At 67.1% G+C, this 17338-nt stretch carries 18 protein-coding genes; 12 read left to right on the forward strand and 6 right to left on the reverse strand.

The window, feature by feature from the left end; all coding sequences use genetic code 11:
* Positions 1-104: 104 nt before the first annotated feature.
* The gene (locus ACVCMI_RS06875) at positions 105-599 is read right to left on the reverse strand and encodes an asparaginase domain-containing protein (RefSeq protein WP_395117194.1); all 495 of its coding nucleotides are present in this window, start codon (positions 597-599) and stop codon (positions 105-107) included.
* Between the two features lie 280 nt (positions 600-879).
* Positions 880-2520 carry an acyl-CoA dehydrogenase family protein gene (locus ACVCMI_RS06880; RefSeq protein ID WP_447099351.1) on the reverse strand — a complete coding sequence of 547 codons (1641 nt, stop codon included), beginning with the start codon at positions 2518-2520 and terminating at the stop codon, positions 880-882.
* Positions 2521-2622: 102 nt separating this feature from the next.
* Here ACVCMI_RS06880 and ACVCMI_RS06885 point away from each other — a divergent pair, with 102 nt between their 5' ends.
* The 6 genes from ACVCMI_RS06885 to ACVCMI_RS06910 all read left to right on the forward strand — a co-directional run bounded on the left by ACVCMI_RS06885 (position 2623) and on the right by ACVCMI_RS06910 (position 7808).
* Complete coding sequence (locus ACVCMI_RS06885; protein ID WP_447099350.1) at positions 2623-3408, forward strand: acyl-CoA thioesterase; 786 nt, start codon at positions 2623-2625, stop codon at positions 3406-3408.
* A gap of 644 nt (positions 3409-4052) precedes the next feature.
* Complete coding sequence (locus ACVCMI_RS06890; RefSeq protein WP_235645110.1) at positions 4053-4418, forward strand: Imm50 family immunity protein; 366 nt, start codon at positions 4053-4055, stop codon at positions 4416-4418.
* A 20-nt stretch (positions 4419-4438) separates the two neighbouring features.
* Positions 4439-4774, forward strand: coding sequence for an immunity protein Imm33 domain-containing protein (locus ACVCMI_RS06895; protein ID WP_447099597.1), 336 nt, complete (start codon positions 4439-4441; stop codon positions 4772-4774).
* Between the two features lie 71 nt (positions 4775-4845).
* A complete protein-coding gene (locus ACVCMI_RS06900; RefSeq protein WP_008212477.1) occupies positions 4846-5292 on the forward strand; it encodes a 4-fold beta flower protein in 447 nt (148 codons plus the stop codon).
* 1365 nt (positions 5293-6657) lie between these two features.
* Positions 6658-7113, forward strand: a complete 456-nt coding sequence (locus ACVCMI_RS06905) for a GNAT family N-acetyltransferase (RefSeq protein ID WP_447099348.1) — start codon at positions 6658-6660, stop codon at positions 7111-7113.
* A gap of 17 nt (positions 7114-7130) precedes the next feature.
* Positions 7131-7808: a GNAT family N-acetyltransferase gene (locus tag ACVCMI_RS06910; protein ID WP_447099347.1), complete on the forward strand. Its 678-nt coding sequence runs from the start codon at positions 7131-7133 to the stop codon at positions 7806-7808.
* Between the two features lie 3 nt (positions 7809-7811).
* Here ACVCMI_RS06910 and ACVCMI_RS06915 read toward each other — a convergent pair whose 3' ends face one another.
* Entirely contained in the window at positions 7812-8174 is a 363-nt protein-coding gene (locus ACVCMI_RS06915) for a DUF2069 domain-containing protein (protein WP_447099346.1), read from the reverse strand.
* Positions 8171-8773 carry an NAD(P)H:quinone oxidoreductase gene (wrbA, locus tag ACVCMI_RS06920; protein WP_447099345.1) on the reverse strand — a complete coding sequence of 201 codons (603 nt, stop codon included), beginning with the start codon at positions 8771-8773 and terminating at the stop codon, positions 8171-8173. Before wrbA ends, ACVCMI_RS06915 begins: the two co-directional genes overlap by 4 nt.
* A 105-nt stretch (positions 8774-8878) precedes the next feature.
* Here wrbA and ACVCMI_RS06925 point away from each other — a divergent pair, with 105 nt between their 5' ends.
* The 3 genes from ACVCMI_RS06925 to ACVCMI_RS06935 are packed head-to-tail and all read left to right on the forward strand — an operon-like array spanning position 8879 to position 10892.
* Entirely contained in the window at positions 8879-10156 is a 1278-nt protein-coding gene (locus ACVCMI_RS06925; protein ID WP_395117224.1) for a YihY family inner membrane protein, read from the forward strand.
* Positions 10153-10626, forward strand: coding sequence for a TlpA family protein disulfide reductase (locus ACVCMI_RS06930; protein WP_395117225.1), 474 nt, complete (start codon positions 10153-10155; stop codon positions 10624-10626). The genes ACVCMI_RS06925 and ACVCMI_RS06930 overlap by 4 nt, the downstream gene beginning before the upstream one ends.
* Complete coding sequence (locus ACVCMI_RS06935; protein WP_447099344.1) at positions 10626-10892, forward strand: acylphosphatase; 267 nt, start codon at positions 10626-10628, stop codon at positions 10890-10892. The genes ACVCMI_RS06930 and ACVCMI_RS06935 overlap by 1 nt, the downstream gene beginning before the upstream one ends.
* 113 nt (positions 10893-11005) lie before the next feature.
* Here ACVCMI_RS06935 and prfA read toward each other — a convergent pair whose 3' ends face one another.
* Together prfA and hemA are read right to left on the reverse strand one after the other, a co-directional pair.
* Entirely contained in the window at positions 11006-12088 is a 1083-nt protein-coding gene (gene prfA / locus ACVCMI_RS06940) for a peptide chain release factor 1 (protein WP_447099343.1), read from the reverse strand.
* Positions 12089-12158: 70 nt separating this feature from the next.
* Positions 12159-13430 carry a glutamyl-tRNA reductase gene (hemA, locus tag ACVCMI_RS06945; protein ID WP_447099342.1) on the reverse strand — a complete coding sequence of 424 codons (1272 nt, stop codon included), beginning with the start codon at positions 13428-13430 and terminating at the stop codon, positions 12159-12161.
* Between the two features lie 165 nt (positions 13431-13595).
* On the opposite strand from hemA, the gene ACVCMI_RS06950 reads away from it, so the two are divergent.
* The 3 genes from ACVCMI_RS06950 to ispE are packed head-to-tail and all read left to right on the forward strand — an operon-like array spanning position 13596 to position 17324.
* Complete coding sequence (locus ACVCMI_RS06950) at positions 13596-15287, forward strand: tetratricopeptide repeat protein (protein ID WP_447099341.1); 1692 nt, start codon at positions 13596-13598, stop codon at positions 15285-15287.
* Positions 15284-15889 (forward strand): lipoprotein insertase outer membrane protein LolB, encoded by a 606-nt coding sequence (gene lolB, locus ACVCMI_RS06955; protein WP_395117233.1) that lies wholly within the window; start codon positions 15284-15286, stop codon positions 15887-15889. The genes ACVCMI_RS06950 and lolB overlap by 4 nt, the downstream gene beginning before the upstream one ends.
* 55 nt (positions 15890-15944) lie before the next feature.
* Positions 15945-17324, forward strand: a complete 1380-nt coding sequence (gene ispE, locus ACVCMI_RS06960) for a 4-(cytidine 5'-diphospho)-2-C-methyl-D-erythritol kinase (RefSeq protein WP_447099340.1) — start codon at positions 15945-15947, stop codon at positions 17322-17324.
* The last annotated feature ends 14 nt before the right edge of the window (positions 17325-17338 follow it).

Genomic DNA, 17338 nt, shown 5'->3' on the forward strand with positions numbered 1-17338 from the left:
GATTCCCCGGATGGCCCCTGCCTGTCGGCACTATAGCCAAGCCGCGGGTGCGGCAAGCGTGATCGCCACCTCAATGGCGTCCGGCCGGCCCGGCTGCCGGGGGATCAGGAGGGCTTCGCTTCCTCGAAGCGGTTCTCCGCGCGGTTCTTGCGCACCTTGGCCGGATCCCACACGCGGCCGTTCATGGCGATGTAGACGCCATCGGGCAGGGTCTGCACCGCGGCCACCGCGCAGCCGATGTTGAACACCGCGTCGGAGCCCTGGAAGCGCGCCGGGTTCAGCGCGCCGGTCAGCACGATCACCTTGCCCTTGATGCTGGCCAGCTCGCGCGCGGTCTCGACCATGGTGTCGGTGCCGTGGGTGACCAGCACGTGGCGGTGCGGCTGCGCCTCGATCGTCGAGCGCACCAGCGCGCGGTCCTCGGCGCCCATGTGCAGGCTGTCCTTGCGCAGGATCGGGATCACGTCGAACTCGAACGCCACGCCGAGGTGGCCCAGGATCTCGCCGATCTGCGGCGCGCCGATCTTGTAATCCGACTTGTCGTCGAAATAGACCTTGTCGATGGTGCCGCCGGTGGTGACGATGGTCAGGTGCTGCATGTCGGTGCGCCAGGGAGGGAATCGCCGCATTTTAGCCCGCGCCGGCCAGGCGCGCCCGCGGGAGCGTACCTGGGCGATCCGTGCCGCCCCGACGTCCCGGTAGGAGCGCACCCTGTGCGCGATTCTCTTGCTGCGGGGATTCGGGATTCGGGATTCGGGATTCGGGATTCGGGATTCGCAAGAACATCGCGCACAGGGTGCGCTCCTACGGCGAGGCGCTTCAGGGTAGGGCGGGCACTGCCCGCCGCTCTTGGTGCCGGCGCGCGGCGCCCGCCCTGCGTCAGCTCAGCAGCGACGCGGTGTTGCCGGCATCGGGTGCGACCAGCCGGTCGAGGCCGCGGCCGACGAAGCGGTGCAAGGCTGCGGCGGGGCGCGGCTCGCCGCGACCTTTCGACCATGTGGCCTGGCGCGCCAGCAGCGCCGCGGCGGCGCAACGCGCGAGGGTGAAGGCGAGGCCGCGTGCGCCGGCTTCCAGCGTGTCGCGCGCGGACGCGTGCTGGTCGAGCCAGCGCGCGGCGGCGTCCAGCGTCTGCCGGATCGCGCTGGCCGCGTGCATGTCGTCGTTGCCGTCCAGCCAGCGGCCGGTCGCATGGCGCAGGGCGCCGAGGCTGTCGCCGGCCAGCGCGCGCAGGCTGTCCAGCGAAAGGACATTCGTGGTGCCTTCCCAGATCGCGTAGACCTGCGCGTCGCGCAGCAGCTGCGGCAAGCCGGTGTCCTCGATGTAGCCGGCGCCGCCAAAGCATTCCAGCGTTTCGGAGCAGGCCTTCACCGCCAGCTTGCCCGTCCACAGTTTGGCCAGCGGCGTGAGCAGGCGCAGCACCGCGGCTTCTTCCGCGCTGGCCGCACCGTGCTCGACGCGGCCGAGCAGGTGGGCGACCTCGAAGGCCAGCGCGAATGCGGCCTCGAAATCCGCCTGCATGTCGGCCAGCGTCTGCGCATGCAGCGGCTGCTCGATCAACGGACGGCCAAACGCGCGGCGGCGGGTAGCGAAATCCCGCGCCAGGCTGATCGCGCGAGCCATGCTGGCCACCGCGCAGATCGCGTTCCAGCTGCGGGTGACATTGAGCATCGGCGCCACCTGGCGCACGCCGTGGGCAAGCTCGCCCAGCGGCCAGGCGGGCAGGCCGTCGAGATGGATTTCCGCGGTGGGCAGTTCCTGCGTGCCGAGCTTGTCCTTCAAGCGATCGATCACCAGTTCGCTCTTGCGTCGCGCGCCGTCCATCGTCTCCACGTAGAACAGCGCCAGCGCGCCGGTGCCGCCGCTGGCGCCTTCCGGCCGTGCCAACGCCAGCGCTGCCTCGCCGACCACTGCCGAGCTGAACCACTTGCGGCCGTACAAGCGCCATTGGCCGTCTGCGTCCTGGCGCGCGATTGTCTCGGTATTGCCCACGTCGGAGCCGCCGGCGGTCTCGGTCATCCACTGGCCGCTGAGCCAGAACGTGGCCGGGTCGCGACTGAGGAAACGCGGCAGCACGCGCGCGATCAGTTCGCGGTTGCCGGAGGCCTTGATCGCGGTGGCGGCACCGTCGGTCATCGCCAGCGGGCAGGTGTAGAACCCGCTGGCGAGGTGGTACAGGTAGACGCGGGCGAATTCCTCCAGCCGCGCGTGCTCGCTGTCCGCATGGCCGGCGGCGAGCACCGCATGCCGCGTCGTCATCGCCGCGCCTTCCTGCCACGCCGGTGTCAACTCGATGCGGTCCACCCGTTGTCCCCACGCGTCCCACTGGGTCAGTACCGGCTTGCGCCGCGTCGTGGTGCATGCGCGCTGCCAGGCCATCAACGCGTAGTCGCCCAGCGCGTCGAGGTCGGCGTCCAGCGCGGCGCGGCGCTCGGCCGGCAGCGCACGATCGAGCAGGGCCAGCAGAACGCGGTCGCTGCGATACGGGTGCGGCAGTTGCGGTGAATCCTGCAGGAAGGCCATGGCACGCTCCGTCCAGAGTCGAGGTGTCGAGTATAGGCATGCGGGCATTCGGCGCGTGGCGCTGGCATCATCGAAAGCCATTCCCCGGCGCAGGCGCCTTCCATGCGATTTTCCGAAGCGATGCCTACGGTCACGCGCCATGGCGATGGCTGGCAGGCCACGGTCAGCGAGGACTGGCTGCAGGGGCGCAGCGCCTTCGGCGGACTGCAGGCGGCGCTGGCCCTGCGTGCGATGCGCGAGTTGGTGCCGGCGGACATGCCGCTGCGCACCCTGCAGGTGACGTTCATCGCGCCGGTGCCGGCCGGCAGCGTGGCCATCCGCGCGCGATGCCTGCGCACAGGGCGCAGCGTCATCCAGGTCGAGGCCAGCCTGTGCGACGGCGAGCAGACGCTGTGCCGGCTGCTCGGCGTATTCGGTAGCGCGCGCCCCTCGGTGCTGGACTTCCAGCCCGAACAACCTCACGTCGAGGCGCCGGCGCCGCAGGAACTGCACTACGTCGAAGGCCGCATGCCCGCCTTCACCCAGCACTTCCGCGCCAACTGGCTGCGCGGCGACCTGCCGTTCAGCGGCGGCCACCAGCGCGACAGCGTGCTGCAGCTTTCCCTGCACGACGACGGCCCGCCCGACGAAACCCACGTGCTCGCCTTCGCCGACTTCATCCCGCCGATCGCCCTGTCGATGTTCGCCGCGCCCACCCCCGGCAGCTCGCTCACCTGGATGCTCGAACTGCTGCGCGACCGCTACGACGACCTCGGCTTGGACGACTGGCGCGTCGACGCCAACCTCATCGCCGCCCGCGACGGCTACACCAACCAGAGCGTGATGCTGTGGGGGCCGGGCGGGGAGGCGGTGGCGTTGAGCCGGCAGAGTATGGTGGTGTTTGGGTGAGGTGGGGTGATTCGGGTACGGCGTTCGCGCCTGGATCGTGCGCGTGGAAACACGGCGGGATTAGGCGGCGGGATTAGGCTGCACCAAGCGCAGCAACTCGTTGATCTGTTTAGGCCTGAGCCCGGTCGTGTAGGGTGACGAGCGCGGGATAGGCTGCGGGGTTACACTTCATTTCGTAATCTACATAGCGTTAGACGTAGAAAAGTATGGGTAAATACATGCACTGCCCACATTGCAAGCACTTCATTGAGCTTCGATACTTGGGGCTGTGTCGCGTAACCATGCGGGGCTCCAAGGTCTGGTCGATGCAGTGCCCTCGCTGCAAACAGAAAATAACCGTGTCAAAGATGCGTGACATTGTTGCTTGCATTTTGCCTTACTTGTTCGTGACGGTTGCTGCTGGAAGCCTAATTCCATACCACCCCAATCCACCTATCTTTCTTGTTATAGCGACTACGGCGCTATTTTTTCTGGCGGTGTACTTCCTCACCGGCTTGAGTCGGATGTTTTTCTTTCCCAAGATTGGCGTCAAGGCGAGTGAAGATTAATAGCTGGCCCAAGCGTAGGTCGTCGCAACCGTCTAACATCTCGTTCAAGGCGGACGGCTTCGCCGCCGCTTAACTCCAGCGTTAGGCGCCTTAGAAATGATTTCGCACGCCGAAACCGTCGAGTCCATCTTTGGGTACTGGCCCGAGTTCGCTGATGGCCGCATCGAGCTCTTCTCGTTCGTGTGGCCTGGCATCATCTGCCTCACAATTTCCTACGTCGACTCCAACATCCAAAAGGCAGCTTTTGTCAGCCTTCGGTTCTCGGGCGTTACCGACGTAGATCTCTCTGAGCTCCGCTCCGAGAACATTGTCGACGTCCTAAGCATCTCTTCCGAATCTCCTACTGTCGTTACAATCGAGGGCTGCTACGGTTTGTGCGGCACCTTCAAGTGCGACGCGGTGGAGGTTGCGGATGTGGTGCCTAACCACTCGTTCAAGGCGGACGGCTTCGCCGCCGCTTAACTCAAGCGTTAGGCCGCATGATGCAGCTCACGTCTCAACCGGAAATCTGTGCGCAGTTCGGCTCGTTGTTCGAGCCTCCCAGCGCAGATCAGCGATTAGGTGTTGCGCTTGCCACACTCTCGCAGCTTCCACTGAATGCGCTTCGTCATCCTCCGCAGAATGGGTCATGTGGCTGGTATATCTGGGGCGGCGAGTTGTGTGACGATCCTGAGTTCTTTCAATCGCTGCATGTCCATCATCTTGTTGCACACGCTCCCTCCTTAGTCCCGTTCCTGGCCCTTGCTCCTGGCTGGCGTGTTCTCCTCGCGCCAGAGCAAACTGAGGTCTGGTACGACCCCGCGCTTTTGGCCGTGTAGCATGCGGTCTAACATCTCATTCGAGGCGGACGGCTACGCCGCCGCTCAATTCTAGCGTTAGAGGTCACAACATGTCCGCGATGGCGAGAGGAGTTTTCACTGCGCTTTTTCTGCTCATCGCGGCGTTCCCGGCATTGGCGCAAGACGAGGTCACGCTTTTCAACGGCGCGGGCAAGCCAGAGGCGTACATCGCCGTCGATGACGAGCTCACCATTTACTTGTGGAGCGGCAAGCCCGTTGCGTACCTCAAAGAAGATAGTGCGGGCGGCTACGATGTCTATGGCTTCAACGGACAGCATCTTGGCTGGTTCCTCAAAGGCATCGTCTGGAGCCACGACGGCACTGCGTCCTGTGCCGTCAAAGAGGTCTTGCAGTCCACCGAATATGAGCCGTACAAAGCATATAAACAGTACAAACCCTACAAGGCTTACACTCAGTACGCGCCCTACCGTCCATATTTCTCTAACTCCTTCGGCGATACCCCGTGCCGTTTTCTCTTGGGGTCTGGCGCGCAGTGACCTCTAACCACTCGTTCGAGGCGGACGGCTACGCCGCCGCTCAACTCAAGCGTTAGCTACGAGGGGATGCAAATGTACAGGGTAGCGTTGGTTCTCGTGATCGCAATGGCGTCTACTATCAGCTATGCGAATGCGGCTGGGCCTAATTATCTCGACTATGACTCGCTAACAGCGCAGCAGCGCATGGCGCTTGGTATTTACGTCATTGGTGCCAGTGAGGCATACGGCTGGGCGAATGTTTCACTTGTGCAAAGAGGTGACGCACCGCTGTTCTGTGTGCCAGCTAACTTGCACATCAATGGAAACAGATACCTGGAAATATTCAAAGCAGAATCTGCAAATCACCGATCAGCTTACAAGCAGATGGTTGATAGATCAGGACACAAAAGCATGGCCTTCGTCGACATAGTGTTGCTAGATGGACTGAAGTCAACGTTTCCATGTGGAAAGTAGCTAACAACTCGTTCAAGGCGGACGGCTTCGCCGCCGCTTAACTCCAGCGTTAGGGCTCATGACCGACCAATCAGATCTCCGTGAACTCTATCGGCTTCATTCGGACGGCCAGTCCAAGTACGTGTACTTCTTGCTCGCCGCTACTGGTGCAGCTCTCGGCTACGGATTGCAAAAGCTCGATGGACTTCCTATCTCCTGGTGGGTTGCCCCTGGATTACTGGCACTAGCATTTTGGCTCGCGAGCTTCTTTTGCGGTTGCAAGCGCATAACTTGGGTGCATTCCGCTATCTACGCAAACTATGCATTGCTTCAACTCAAGCACGGACTTCACCCTGAGCAACCTGCCCATCCTCAGGCAGCACAAGCTGCAGCGGACGGCACTCGGTCAGCTGTGGAGCGCAACACCAATCGCGCACGTACCTACCAGAGACTCCAGTTCCGGCTCCTCGCGCTTGGAGTTGCTCTGTTCGTGGCATGGCGCATCATTGAGATGGTTAGGGTGACGTATGCGCCCTAACAATTCGTTCAAGGCGGACGGGATAGTTCCTACGCTTTAGTGGACACCCTGAACTAACATTTCAGGAGCGTTCCATGCCCAAGCCAGGCCCCCGAACCACCACTCGCTACCGCCGAACGGGGTCTACCGCCGAACGGGGTCAGGTTCACTTACCCACTCAATCCGGACGGGATTAAGCAAGCCTGACCACGCTTTTACCGCGCGCCATTGCGCCGGAAGCACGCCATCGAGCAGCGCCAGTAGCCAGGCGGTTGCCGCATTGAGGGGCGAGTCGCGGGGCGTCCTGCCGAAAGGCCATGGCATCCTCGGCGAGGCGAAGCGGGGAGTTCGAGTACAGGCGCAGCGATCAGGAGGCGATCCCGCTCGCGGACTTGGCTGCGCTACCATCCGCGCACATGGATATCCGACCCGACGATCTCACCGCGCCTGCCGTCATCGACCTGCTGCGCGAGCACCTGCAGGGCGTGGCGTTGCACTCGCCGCCGGAGAGCATCCATGCGCTCGACGTCGACGCATTGCGCCGGCCGGAAATCAGCTTCTGGACGGCGTGGGAGGAGGGCGAACTGCTGGGTTGCGGTGCGCTGAAGCAGCTCGATGCGCAGGAGGCGGAGGTCAAGTCGATGCGCACCGCCGCGCGCCATCTGCGCAAGGGCGTCGCCGCGGCGCTGCTGCGGCACATCATCGACGAGGCGCGGCGACGCGGCTGCCGTCGACTGTGCCTGGAAACCGGATCAGCCGCGGCGTTCGCGCCGGCCCATCGCCTGTACGCCAGCTTCGGCTTCGTGCGCTGCGAACCGTTTGCGGATTACGTCGCCGATCCATACAGCGTGTTCATGAGTCGCGAGCTGTAGTGGTCGCGGGATCACCGGTGCCAGCCATCCTCGACAACATCTTCTGGCATGCGCTCAGCGGGCCGCAGGCGGGCTTTGCCCAGGGTGCGGGCGGTGCGCGGCGGTTCGCGCCGGGGTTCTCGCCGATCCTCGGCTTTGCCGATCCGGCCGAACCGGCATTCGGCGAACTGCAGCCGTTCTGCGCGTCGGGCGAATCGTTCTACACCGATGGCTGGTCGGGGCCGGCGCCGGTCGGGTGGAGCATCGAACTGGAATCGACCATGTTCAAGATGCGCTGGGCCGGCGAGCTGCCCGCGCGGGACGATGCGCCGGAGGCGTTGCCGCTGGAGCCGCAGCATGCGGAGCAGGCCATGGCACTGGCGGCGCTGACCAAGCCGGGGCCGTTCGGCCCCCGCACGCTGGAGCTGGGCGATTACTTCGGCGTGTTCGACGGCGCGCGGCTGATCGCCATGGCCGGCGAGCGTGCCTTCGCTGGCGGCTGGCGCGAGGTGAGTGGCATCTGTACCCATCCCGACGCGCAGGGGCACGGGCTGGCCCGCCAGCTCACGGCCAGGCTGATCCGACGCCAGCTGCTGCGTGGCGAAACGCCGTTCCTGCACGTGATGCGCGCCAATGAAGGGGCCCGCGCGCTGTATCGGAGCATGGGCTTCGTCGATTACCGCGAATCGGTGGTGCGGGTGATCCGGCGCGCGTGACGATCAGTGCGGCGTGCTTCGCCGCTTGACGCCGGCGCCCAGCACGGCGATCAGGCCGACCGTCAGCACGATCTCCGCCCATGCCAGCACGCGTTCGCCCGGCGCGCTCCATGCCTCGGCCACGCCGTGGCAGAAATAGAACAGGCTGAGGATGCCGACCCAGAGCAGGGCGCGGCGCACGTTGCGGATCGCCAGCAGCGGCAGCAGCAAGGGAATCACGGTGATCGCCAGCACCAGCCAGGCGGACAGGGTTTGCGATGGCACCAGCCAGGCATGCCAGACGAGCTGCAGCACGACGAGCAAGGCCCAGGCGGCCAGGCCGACGCGATAGACGGGCAGGATGGGCGCGTGCGTGGCGGCGGTCATGGCGTATCCGCCAGGCGGCTGGCCACGTCGGCCAAGCGGCGGCCCAGCGCGCGGGCCAGCTCGCGCTCGTGTTCGCTGATCGGGTTGTCGCCCTTGGCGCCGGCGACGTGGCTGGCACCGTAGGGGGTGCCGCCGCTCTGCGTGCTCGTCAGCGCCGGCTCGGTGTACGGCACGCCGACGATCAGCATGCCGTGATGCAGCAGCGGCAGCGCCATCGAGAGCAGGGTGGATTCCTGGCCGCCGTGCATGGTGCTGGTGGAGGTGAACAGCGCCGCCGGCTTGCCGGCCAGCGCGCCGCTGGCCCATTCGGCGCCGGTGGTGTCGAGGAAATATTTCAGCGGCGCGGCCATGTTGCCGAAGCGGGTGGGGCTGCCCATGGCGAGTGCGACGCAGTCGAGCAGATCCTGCTTGGTCACGTATGGCGCGCCGTCCTCCGGTTCCGGCGGCTGCGCGATGTCGGTCACCGGCGCCACCGGCGGCACCTGGCGCAGGCGCGCGCGCATGCCGGGTACCTCCTCGATACCACGCGCGATCAGGCGCGCCAGTTGGGCGGTGTGTCCGCTGCGGCTGTAATACAACACCAGGATTTCTCGGGCCATGCGGCGATTCCACGCGTTGAGGCGTTCACGGGCAATGGGCTAGTGTACCGGCCGATACCCCGAACACCGGAAGCGGCAGGCTGCCGCGACAACCCGAGGATAGCGATGGCCCGCCGCTTCGATCCCGATCGCATGCGCTATTTCCGCCGCTTCGTGTGGCAGCGCTTCATCGACGACAAGTGCTTCGAGACGGCCGGCGCGCTGTCCTACACCACGCTGGTGTCGCTGGTGCCGCTGACGGTGGCGGTGCTGGCGATGTTCGCGGTGTTCCCGGTGTTCGCGGGCGCGCGCGACACGCTGCTCAATTTCGTCTTCAACAATTTCGTGCCGACGGCCGGCGAAAAGGTGCAGGCGGCGCTGCAGAGTTTCGCCGACAACGCCAAAGGGCTCACCGGCGTCAGCATCCTGGTGATGCTGTTCAGCGCGCTGTCGATGATGATCAGCATCGAGGACCGGCTCAACCGGATCTGGCGCGTGCACCAGGCGCGTCGCTGGAGTTCGCGCCTGCTGCTGTACTGGGCCGCGCTGACGCTGGGGCCGATCCTGGTCGGCGGCGGCATCGCCACCACGTCGTACGTCACCGCGATGCCGTTCCTCAGCGTGGCGGCCGGCCAGATCCACTCGATCGGCGCCAGCCTGCTGGCGACGCTGCCGTTCCTGGTGACCTTCTGCACGTTGTGGCTGATGTACGCAGTGATCCCCAACACGCGGGTGTCGCGTCGCGACGCGGCGATCGGCGCGCTGCTGGGCGCGGTACTGTTCGAGATCGCGCGCTGGGGCTTCGGCCAGTTCGTGGGGCACGCGCAGACCTACCAGCAGATCTACGGCGTGCTGGCGACGATCCCGATCTTCCTGCTGTGGATCTACCTGTCGTGGGTGATCGTGATCCTGGCCGCCTCGGTGGCGGCGTCGATCTCCGCCTACGAGTACGTGCCGCCCTCCGCAACCCTGCCGGCAGGGGCCGAGTTCCTGGGCCTGCTGGTGGTGCTGGGGGTGTTCGTCGACGCGCAGCGCAAGGGTGCGTGCGTGGACGTGGCCGAGGTGCGCCTGGGCGCGCCGAGCCTCAGCGCAGGTGCGGTCGCCGGCTATTTCGACGACCTGCAGGACGCCGATCTGATCCAGCGCGGGGAGGCGGGCGGCTGGCTGCTCTGTCGCAGCCTGGACAGCACCGACCTGCTGCGGCTGTATCGTTGCACTCATCACCGCCTGCCGCTGCAGCCGCGCGAGGAAGCCGCGGCGATGAACGTGGTGTTGCCGGCGGAGCTGCTGCTGCTGCTCGACGAGGTGGCCGCCGCGTTGCATTCGAAGCTGGGCACCCGGCTCGACCAGATCTATCCCCCGGCCGCCGACCCGGCCGCCGACACCGAGGAACTCCCCGCATGATGTTGCTGAGCCGTTTCGCCGCCGTCGCCCTGGCGCTGGCTTTCGTCACTCCGTTGCAGGCCGCGATGCCGGAGCAGCCAACGCTCAAGGTCAGCACGCTCGATGGCAAGAGCTTCGACCTGGCCGCGCAGCGCGGGCACTGGGTCATCGTCAACTACTGGGCGACCTGGTGCGTGCCGTGCATCAAGGAAATGCCGGACATCTCGCACTTCGTCGCCGCGCACCAGAACGTGCGCGCGATCGGGCTGGCCTACGAGGACAGCGACACGGCCGACATCAAGGCGTTCCTGGCCAGGCACCCGGTGGTCTATCCGATCGCCCAGGTCACCGTGGACAAGCCGCTGAAGGATTTCGACGCGCCGCGCGGCCTGCCGATGACCTACCTGATCGACCCGCAGGGCAAGGTGGCGCAGCGGAAGCTGGGGCCGGTCACCGAGGCCCTGCTCAAGCAGTGGATCGGGGCGGACTGATGCCGACGGCGCGGTTTCTCGTGGACGGTCGCGTGCAGGGCGTGTTCTTTCGCGCCAGCACCCGCGAGCAGGCGCTGGCGCTGGGCATTGCCGGTCACGCGAGGAACCTGGATGACGGACGCGTCGAAGTGCTGGCCAGCGGCAATGCCGAAGCGCTCGACGCGCTGGGGCGGTGGTTGTGGCAAGGTCCGCCAGCCGCCGCCGTGACCGCGGTCAGGCGCGAGGACCTTTCCGACCGGCAGTTGCAGGGTTTCCACACCGCCTGAGGTCGCCCGAACCCTGCGGCATGACTGTTTCTGCGGTAGGTGGACTTCAGCGCGTAGGGCGGGCACTGCCCGCCGGCGGCTTCGAGGCGCGACGGTGGCGGGCCGTGCCCGCCCTACGAGGCGCCGCCGAGAGCCTGGAGCTGGTCGGCCTGGTGCTCACGGGTGAGCGTGTCGATCAGTTCGCCCAGGTCGCCCTGCATGATCTCGGGCAGGCGGTAGAGGGTGAGGTTGATGCGGTGGTCGGTGATGCGGCCCTGCGGGTAGTTGTAGGTGCGGATGCGCTGGCTGCGGTCGCCGGAGCCCACCTGCAGGCGCCGTTCCTGCGCCTGCGCGGCGGCCTGCTTGCCTTGCGCCTCGTCGAGCAGGCGCGCCTTCAGCAGGCTCATCGCGCGCGCGCGGTTCTTGTGCTGACTGCGTTCGTCCTGGCACTCCACCACGGTGCCGGAGGGCAGGTGGGTGATGCGGATTGCCGAGTCGGTCTTGTTGACGTGCTGGCCGCCGGCGCCGGAGGCGCGGAAGGTGTCCACTTTCAGGTCGGCCGGGTTGATCTCGATCTCGTCGATCTCGTCCAGCTCCGGCAGGATCGCGACGGTCGCGGCCGAGGTATGGATGCGGCCCTGCGATTCGGTTTCCGGCACGCGCTGCACGCGGTGCGTGCCCGATTCGAACTTCAGTTGCGAGTACGCGCCCTTGCCCTCGATGCGCGCCACGATCTCCTTGTAGCCGCCGTGCTCGCCGGCGTGCTCGCTGAGCACCTCGACGTGCCAGCGGCGGCTCTCGGCGTAGCGCACGTACATGCGGAACAGGTCGCCGGCGAAAATCGCCGCCTCGTCGCCACCGGTGCCGGCGCGCACTTCCAGATAGAGATTGGCCTCGTCGCGCGGGTCCTTCGGCAGCAGCAGCAGCTGCAGTTCGCCGTCGAGATCCTGCAGGCGACGCTCCAGGCGGGCGACGTCGTCGACGGCCATCTCTCGCAATTCGGGATCGTCCAGCATCGCGCGCGATTCGGCCAGATCGCGCTCGGCGCGCTCGTGCTCGCGCAGCGAACCGGCGATCGGTTCCAGCTGGGCGTACTCCTGCGACAGCTCGCGAAAGCGGCTGTTGTCGGCCAGCACCTCGGGCTGCGACAGCAGCAGGCCGATTTCCTGGTGGCGCTCGGCGAGTGCTTCGAGCTTGCGGCGGATCGAGGGGGTCATGGGGAGCGGCGAGAAGTGAGTGGAGAGGAGTGAGAAAAGAGAGGACCGGAGCGATGCTTTCTCTCACTTCTCACTTATCTTCACTCGCTTCTGAATCAAGCCCGTACAGCCGCCCCGCGGCGTGCAGCAGGTCGAGATCGCCGCTCAGGGCGGCTTCGCGCAAGCGCGCGCTGGGATGGTGCAGCAGCTTGTTGGTCAGCGTGTTGGCGAGAAAGGCCAGTGCCTCGTCCGGCGACTTGCCGTGGGCGAGCATCGCGCGGGCCTTGCCCAGCACCTCGTCGCGGTAGACCTCGGCGTGCTGGCGCATGTCCAGGGCGGGGTTCTTCGTGGTCAACGCGCGGCGCCAGGCCATGTAGCGGTCGACTTGCAGGTCGATGATCGCATCCGCCTCGCGGGCGGCCGTTTCGCGCGAGCGGCGGTTGTCGTCGATCACCTGGCGCAGGTCGTCGATGCCGTAGAGATAGACGTCCGGCAGTTCGGCGACGGATTCCTCGATGTCGCGCGGCACCGCGATGTCCACCATGAACATCGGCTTGCGCCGGCGGCTCGCCATTGCCTGCCCGACCATCGCGCGGGTGACGATCGGCTGCCGCGCCGCAGTGGAGGAGATCACGATGTCCGCCTCGGCCAGGTGTTGCGGCAGGTCGGCCAGTGCCACCGCGTAGCCGCCGTAGCGGCCGGCCAGATCCTGCGCGGTTTCCAGCGTGCGGTTGGCCACGATCAGGCGGCGGGCGTGGCGTTCGGTCAGGTGGCGCGCGGCCAGCTCGATGGTGTCGCCGGCGCCGATCAGCAGTATGCAGGCCTGTTCCAGGTCGGTGAATACCTGCTCGGCCAGGCGCACCGCGGTGAATGCCACCGACACCGTGTGCGCGCCGATGCGGGTGTCGGTGCGCACCCGCTTGGCCACCGCGAAGGTGTGCTGCAGCAGGCGATCCATGGGCGCCTTCAGCGCATGCGCCAGGCGCGCCTGCTGGTAGGCGTCCTTCACCTGACCCAGGATCTGCGGCTCGCCCAGCACCATCGAATCCAGCCCGGTGGCGACGCGGAACACGTGGCGTACCGCATCGCGTTCCTCATGCCGATAAAGGAACTCATCGAGTTTGCCGGGGGTCAGATGATGATGACGGTTCAACCACACCTGCGGGATGTCCTCGGCACCTTCGGCCACGCCCACGTACAGCTCGGTGCGGTTGCAGGTGGACAGGATCATCGCCTCCTCGATGCCCGGCTCGCTGGCCAGCTCGCGCAGCGCTGCGCTGGCGGCGTCCTCATCGAACGCCACCTGCTCGCGCAGGCTGACCGGCGCGGTGAGGTGATTGAGCCCGAGGGCGATCAGTGGCATGGGATGGCGGATATCTCGGCGGCAGGAGTTTGGCGGCGTAGGCTAAGCTTGGCGCGAGCGCCGATCATCGCGGATACGGCTGCAGCAGGTCGGTTGACGGAGAACAGTGTGCGGAGCGGGTCGAACAAGTTCAAGCAACTGCGGCATTTTACGGCACTGGCCGCAATGGCGCTCGCGCTGGGCGCCTGCACCACGGCGCCGCTGCGTCCGCAGGCCGCGCCGACGCCGCAGCCGCTGGCGCACCTGGTGGTGGCCACGCCGGATGCCGACCACGACTTGCTGGCCCAGTTGCTGGCCGGCGAAATGGCGTTGGGAAACACCGATCTGCCCGCCGCGTCGGCTCATTACGACAAGGCGATGGCCCTCAGCACCGATCCCGCCGTTGCCGAGCGGGCAGCGGAGCTGGCCATCGCCGTGCATCACGGCGAGGCGGCCGGCCGCGCGCTGGACCGCTGGCAGGTCTTGGGCGCCAAGCCCGCATCCATTGCCCGCGCGCGCGCCGAGCTGGCACTCGACCAGGGCAATGCGACCGAGGCGGAACAGCAGCTGGAACGCCTGGTCACCAGCGGCGACAAGGATGCCTGGCGCCAGTTCGGCCGCGTGCTGCTGGGCGCGCGCGACCAGGCGCAGGCGGCGCGCCTGTTGGAGGCGCTGGCCGTGCCTGCGCGATTGCCGGCCGACCCCAAGGCCTGGCTGGCGATGAGCGAACTGGGCGACAAGCTCGGCCGCCATGCCTATGCGCAGCAGATCGCCACGGCGGCGGTGCAGCGCTTCCACAACGCCGAGACCTACGCCTGGGCCGCGCAAATGAAAGCCAAGGACGGCGACCGTGCCGGCGCGCAGGAACTGTTGCGCAAGGCGCTGGCACAGGCACCGTCCGATACGCGCCTGCGCCTGGCCTACGCCGGCCTGCTCAGCGCGTCGGGTGACGACGCGGCCGCCCGCCGGCTGCTCGCGCACGGCACGCAGAACGCCGACACCTACGCCATGCGCGCGGGGCTGGCCGCCCGCCACCAGGACGCGAAGGCCCTGGCCACGCTGTACCGCCAGTTGCAGCAGGCCGCGCCCGACGTGCGCGTGCAGAGCAGCTACCTGCTCGGTCAGCTGGCCGAGATGCAGCATCGCGAGGCCGAGGCGCTGGACTGGTACGAGCAGGTCGGCGACGACGATCCGCATGCGTTCGACGCCGCGATACGCAGTGCGCTGATCCTGCACACGCAGGGCAAGCACGAACAGGCGCATCAGTTGCTCGCCCAGCTGGAAATCGACTACCTCGAACAGCCCGAGCAACTGAGTCAGGCCTTGCAGGCCGATGCCGAGCTGTACCTGCGCGAGCAGGACTACGCGCAGGCGGAAACCGCGTTCGGCCGCGCCCTGCAGGTGATGCCCGACGATCCCGGCCTGCTCTACGGTCGCGGCCTGGCCTATGCCCAAGCCGGCCAGATCGACCTGGCGGTGAAGGATTTCCAGCACCTGCTGAAGATCAAGCCCGGCGACATCGACGCCAGCAACGCGCTGGGCTACACCCTGGCCGACGCCAATCGCGACCTGGCCGAGGCGAAGAAGCTGCTGCAGGTCGCGCGCGCGGCCAAGCCCGACGATCCGGCCATCGCCGATTCGTGGGGTTGGCTGCAATATCGCCTCGGCCATCTGGCGCAGGCCGAGCAAACCCTGCGCGGCGCCTGGCTGGCGCGCAAGGACGCCGATGTCGGCGTGCATCTGGGCGAAGTGCTGTGGAAGCAGGGCCGTCGCCACGATGCGCAGCAGGTGTTCGACGAGGTGCGCAAGCTCGACCCGCACAGCCTCGCCCTGCGCGATGCCCTGAAGCGCCTGCTGCCGGTCGGAGCGCATCCTTGAGCCGGATCACCGCGTACGGCGCGGCATTGCTGCTGCCGTTGCTGCTGACTGCCTGCGCGCCGGCGGTACGCATGCCCGGCGACGCCGGCCTGCTTGCCGCCCAGCGCGCGCGCGAACACGCGCTGTCCGACGCCGGGCACTGGTCGCTGCAAGGCCGGCTGGGTGTATCGGATGGCCACGAAGGCGGCAGCGGCAGCTTCAGCTGGAGCCAGGACGGCGCGCGTTACGAGTTCGTGCTGCGCGCGCCGGTGACCGGCAAGAGTTTCCGGCTCAGCGGCGATGCGCACGATGCCTTGCTCGAAGGGCTGGACGGCGGGCCGCTGCGCGGCAACGACGCCGAGGCGCTGATGCGCAAGGCACTGGGCTGGGAAGTGCCGCTGCGCGAGTTGCGCGCGTGGGTGCTGGGCCTGCGTGCCGCTGGCGGCCCGGCGGAAATCCGCTTCGGCGAAAACCGGCTGCCGTCGCTGCTGCGGCAGGACGGCTGGTCGGTGGAATACCGCAGCTGGGACGAAACCCGCGATCCGCCGTTGCCGACCAAGGTCTACGCCGCGCGACCGCCGTACAAGGTGCGGCTGTCGATCGAATCCTGGCAGTTTCGGTAAGCGCCATCGGTTGGGTTAGGCTTTGCGCCCTGCCGACGGTGCGCCGCTGCCATCCATGAACGTCCACATCGACCGTGCCCAGCCGGGCCATGTCGCCGCCCTGTGTGCGATCGAACGCAAGGCCGTGCAGATGTTTCGCGGCCATCCGGCGTGGCCGGCGTACGCGGCGGTGTCGATGCCGGTCGAACTGCTGCGGCAGGCTGTCGAGCGCGGCCTGGTCTGGGTGGCGCCGGATGAAGCGGGCGATCCGCTCGGCTTCATCTGGCTGGACGAGGAGCCGGGCGACGGTGCGATCGGCGTCGCCGAGATCGACGTGCTGCCCGGGCATGGTCGCCGCGGCATCGGCGCGGCCCTGCTCGAACACGCCTGCAACTGGGCGCGCGAGGCGGGCTATCGGCGGGTGGATCTGGGCACCCTTGCCGACGTGCCGTGGAACGCGCCGTTCTACGCACGGCATGGTTTCGCGGTGGTCGACAAGAACGCCCCGGCGTTCGCCAACGCCCGCCAGCGCGATCGCGAGCACGGTTTTCCCGACGACCTGCGCGTCTTCATGAGCCGCCCGCTGGCCACGCCGGCGCGCGGTGAATGGACCGCATGGCCCGCGCCGGCCAAGCTGAACCTGTTCCTGCGCATCACCGGTCGCCGTGCCGACGGCTACCACGAACTGCAGACCGTGTTCCGCCTGCTGGACTGGGGTGACGAAGTGCGCCTGCGAGTGCGCGACGATGGCGAAGTGAAGCGCCTGAACGGCGCGCGGGGGGTGGCCGAGTCGGACGACCTGGTCGTGCGCGCGGCCTGCTTGCTGCAGCAGCATGCCGGTTGTGCGCTGGGCGCGGATCTCGCCGTCGACAAGCGCATCCCGATGGGCGGCGGCCTCGGCGGCGGCAGTTCCGACGCGGCCACCGTGCTGGTGGCGCTCAATCACCTGTGGCGGCTGGATCTGGACGAGGACAGCCTGGCCGCGCTGGGCGGCCAGCTCGGTGCCGACGTGCCGGTATTCGTGCGCGGGCGTTCGGCCTGGGCCGAGGGTGTCGGCGAGCGGCTCAGTCCGATCCATCTGCCGCGAAGGCATTACGTGGTGCTCGACCCGCGCGAGCAGGTGCCTACTGCAGCGCTCTTTCAAGCGCCTGAATTGACACGAAATGCGCCGCGGGCGACAATTTCGTCCTTTGTTTCCGGCGCAACGGTCGAGAACGCCTTCGAGCCGGTCGTGCGGGCGCGTTACCCGCGGGTCGCGGCGGCGCTGGCGTGGCTGGGCGGTTTCGGCACGGCGAGGCTTTCGGGTACCGGCGGCTGCGTGTTCCTGGAGCTGCGCTCGCTCGCGCGTGCCCACGCCATCGCAGAACGTTGTCCGGCGACATTCAGGGTACACGTGGCGAGCGGGATGGATGTCTCGCCGCTGCATCAGGCGCTGGCGCGGCAACGCGCAAGTTGACGGATTTCAGGCAA

The organism is Rhodanobacter sp. UC4448_H15 (assembly GCF_052978265.1).

Bases quoted from the DNA above. Each gene is read 5' to 3' on its own strand.
- ispE (WP_447099340.1), top strand. From the start codon at position 15,945: ATGAACGTCCACATCGACCGTGCCCAGCCGGGCCATGTCGCCGCCCTG.
- ACVCMI_RS06905 (WP_447099348.1), top strand. From the start codon at position 6,658: ATGGATATCCGACCCGACGATCTCACCGCGCCTGCCGTCATCGACCTG.
- prfA (WP_447099343.1), bottom strand. From the start codon at position 12,088: ATGACCCCCTCGATCCGCCGCAAGCTCGAAGCACTCGCCGAGCGCCAC.
- ACVCMI_RS06930 (WP_395117225.1), top strand. From the start codon at position 10,153: ATGATGTTGCTGAGCCGTTTCGCCGCCGTCGCCCTGGCGCTGGCTTTC.
- ACVCMI_RS06935 (WP_447099344.1), top strand. From the start codon at position 10,626: ATGCCGACGGCGCGGTTTCTCGTGGACGGTCGCGTGCAGGGCGTGTTC.
- wrbA (WP_447099345.1), bottom strand. From the start codon at position 8,773: ATGGCCCGAGAAATCCTGGTGTTGTATTACAGCCGCAGCGGACACACC.
- ACVCMI_RS06925 (WP_395117224.1), top strand. From the start codon at position 8,879: ATGGCCCGCCGCTTCGATCCCGATCGCATGCGCTATTTCCGCCGCTTC.
- ACVCMI_RS06900 (WP_008212477.1), top strand. From the start codon at position 4,846: ATGTCCGCGATGGCGAGAGGAGTTTTCACTGCGCTTTTTCTGCTCATC.
- ACVCMI_RS06885 (WP_447099350.1), top strand. From the start codon at position 2,623: ATGCGATTTTCCGAAGCGATGCCTACGGTCACGCGCCATGGCGATGGC.
- ACVCMI_RS06950 (WP_447099341.1), top strand. From the start codon at position 13,596: ATGGCGCTCGCGCTGGGCGCCTGCACCACGGCGCCGCTGCGTCCGCAG.
- ACVCMI_RS06915 (WP_447099346.1), bottom strand. From the start codon at position 8,174: ATGACCGCCGCCACGCACGCGCCCATCCTGCCCGTCTATCGCGTCGGC.
- hemA (WP_447099342.1), bottom strand. From the start codon at position 13,430: ATGCCACTGATCGCCCTCGGGCTCAATCACCTCACCGCGCCGGTCAGC.
- ACVCMI_RS06895 (WP_447099597.1), top strand. From the start codon at position 4,439: ATGCAGCTCACGTCTCAACCGGAAATCTGTGCGCAGTTCGGCTCGTTG.
- ACVCMI_RS06890 (WP_235645110.1), top strand. From the start codon at position 4,053: ATGATTTCGCACGCCGAAACCGTCGAGTCCATCTTTGGGTACTGGCCC.
- ACVCMI_RS06875 (WP_395117194.1), bottom strand. From the start codon at position 599: ATGCAGCACCTGACCATCGTCACCACCGGCGGCACCATCGACAAGGTC.
- ACVCMI_RS06880 (WP_447099351.1), bottom strand. From the start codon at position 2,520: ATGGCCTTCCTGCAGGATTCACCGCAACTGCCGCACCCGTATCGCAGC.